The sequence below is a fragment of the Oleiphilus sp. HI0079 genome (assembly GCF_001635105.1).
The window spans coordinates 1-1312 of record NZ_LWFT01001151.1; the positions used below are offsets into that span (position 1 = coordinate 1).

Below are 1312 nucleotides of genomic sequence, written 5' to 3' on the forward strand. Positions count from 1 at the left end.
GACGATATTGAGACTAGTAAGCAAGGTCGTCGGCGTGGCGACCAAGACATTATTGACAATGGCTTCCTGAAACAGCAACTCATCGGCCTTCAATGCTTCAACAAATGCCGATTCAATGGGCACAAACATAAAGACAATTTCAGGAGAATTCATACCCGGCAACTTGTAATAATCGCGATCAGCAAGTTCGGTTATTCGATCACGCATCGAGCTAACATGTTCTTTTAGGGCAAGCGCGCGCTCGGTCTCATCATCCGAATTCACAAAGCGCGTATACGCATTGAGTGATACCTTGGCATCGATAATGAGATGTTTGTCTTGCGGCAAATACACAACGGCATCAGGTCTTTGACGACCCTCTTCCGTATTGAACGACACTTCACGCTTATAGTCTTTACCCAGCTGCAACCCAGAGCGTTCAAGCACATTCTCCAGCACCAACCCACCCCAGTTACCTTGCAGTTTTTTCTGACCTTTCAGTGCCGTCGAAAGCTCGTGCGCCTCGGTGGTCATTTTAAGGTTAAGCTCTTTCAATGACTCGAGCTCTTTTTTCAGCTCAGAGCGCTGCATAGTCTCGCGGTGTACGTTGTCATCAATCTTCTTTTTAAATTCTTCAATCGAGGTTTTAAAGGGGTTGATCGTTGCACTTAAGCTCTCTTTATTCGCTTCCTGAAGGGCTTTTGAGTTGCTTTGTAGAATCTCGTTGGAAAGCTGCTGGAACTGAAGTTTGAGCTCTTCTTTTTGCTTATTGAAGGTTTCAAGTTCTCGCTTATGGCTCGCTTCTCGCTCTTCCATCGAGGTATTCAGGCGCTCGTAGTTCGACTCTGTGTCACGCAAGCTCGCGCGGGTTTCGTCTAAGTGAAGCGACAATTTATCGCACTGCTCCTGCAAACCCTTCGCTTGCTGAGCGCGCTGCTCGGCGAGCACTTCAAACTGTTTTGACTGATCGCGAGAATGAGCCAGTTCAGATTTAAGATCCGTCAGCTCTTCACGCAGCAGGAGCTGGCTCTCATCCATGCGTGCCTGAAGCGCTTCGAGACTTTCACGCTCGTGCTCATAGCGGGTTTTTATTTCTGCTAGCTCCAGTTCCAAGGCTTTTTGCTGAGTTGACGCCTTCAACTTTGCCAGAACAAATCCGACCAACAAAGACAAACAAACAGAAGAAGCGAGCACTGCAATAAAAAACGTATCCATAGCTGATAGCAAACCTAAATGAAAAGGGAGTGTCCGAGATTGAGGCAACCGATAACCAAGATTGTACTGGTTTTAATCTCGGTTATCTTTAGCAAATAACGCATGGAACGAAAATCTA

1 protein-coding gene is annotated in these 1312 nt (G+C 46.6%); it reads right to left on the bottom strand.

Going from position 1 to position 1312, the window contains the following annotated elements; all coding sequences use genetic code 11:
- Positions 1-1194, bottom strand: a 1194-nt coding sequence (rmuC, locus tag A3750_RS20435; protein ID WP_156498789.1) for a DNA recombination protein RmuC, incomplete at its 3' end; no start/stop codon positions are given.
- Positions 1195-1312 lie beyond the last annotated feature (118 nt).